This is a genomic window from Ruania rhizosphaerae (genome assembly GCF_009805705.1).
Lineage (GTDB): Bacteria > Actinomycetota > Actinomycetes > Actinomycetales > Beutenbergiaceae > Ruania > Ruania rhizosphaerae.
In genome coordinates this window covers 1-1266 of the sequence record NZ_VSMB01000035.1, presented here as the reverse complement: position 1 = coordinate 1266, position 1266 = coordinate 1, and the positions used below count along the sequence as shown (strand labels likewise).

1 protein-coding gene is annotated in these 1266 nt (G+C 60.3%); it reads right to left on the bottom strand.

Annotation, left to right across the window (positions count from 1 at the left end):
- Positions 1-985, bottom strand: a 985-nt coding sequence (locus FV560_RS19945; RefSeq protein WP_200837852.1) for an SdrD B-like domain-containing protein, incomplete at its 3' end; no start/stop codon positions are given.
- Positions 986-1266: the final 281 nt, after the last annotated feature.

Here is a 1266-nt window from a genome sequence, read left to right as displayed (position 1 = left end):
CGCCAGCACCAGTCTGAGTCAACGGGTAATCCTGCCCATCAACCACCACCGTGGTCGGGAACTCGATCGTGTAATCAGTGCTGATCGGCAGATCAGTGAAGACGTAATACCCATCCGCATCAGTGGTCGTGGTCGCCACGACCACACCGTCCTCGTCCAACAACGTGACCGTCACCCCCTCAACCGGGGTCTCACCCTCGTCCTGGATCCCATCACGATCCTCATCAATCCAGACGTAGTCACCGACCGAGACCAGGTCCGCGCCATAGATACCCGCATCGATCGTGTGGTCGACCTCACCGACACCCGGTGCAACCACACTGGCCCGGGCGACCAGCGGGTCATCAGTCCTGGTCGGATTCGAATCGAGCTCACCGGCAACACCATCAGCCTGGGTCAGTGTGAACTGCAGATCATCCACAGACGGCGCACCAGGCAATGAGGCCGTATCCACCGTGCTCACATCGAACTCGACGATGTACTCACCCCCCGGCTCAAGCGGATACCCACCTTCACCACCGAAGTAGTACTCACCGTTCTCGTCTGTCACAGTCTCGGCCAGAACAGTCTCACCATCAGCCGACAGCAACCGCACCGTCGCACCCGCAACCGCAGGCTCATCAATAGGATCCTGCTGACCATCCTCATCGGCGTCGAACCAGACCCGGTTACCGATCTGACTCGGCGCCTCAGCAGCCAGCAGGGACAGGTCACTGAGGCCATTGCCCTTTCCGAAGGTGTCGAACCGATTTCCTGCGACCAGCAGCCCTCGATTGAGCGGGTCGTTCCCCGGTCCAAGACCCGTTTCACGGTCGTAGAATCCAATGCCGTTCGTGTTGTACAGGCCCGAGGCATTCATTGACGTGTTCGCAACATCCGGCTCCCGCGGGTTCAGGACAGCGCCACCGAGCGAGACCTCGTTGTGATAGGTGCTATCCCCGATTCGATGTGTCGCATCGAAGTGGTCGCCCGGGAAATATTCCACACGGTCAAGAGGCTCGCCGCCCGAGTTCGCCGGCGTCGAATTGTCGGCGCACGAACCCGTGCCCTCCCACTCAAACACACCATCGGTGAGGCACACCTTGTTGATGTCACCCCCAATGATCGGGGCCGAGAGCGTAGATCTGTTGTCGGGATCAGGGCTCTGCCCTCGGGGCACGAGCATGTCCCAGGTGCGGTCGCGGAAACCCCAAATCATCGACCCGTCATTTTCGAAGACGACCGACGTCAGCATCGGCGTCGGGTACAGCGGGCCATCAGCAAAGT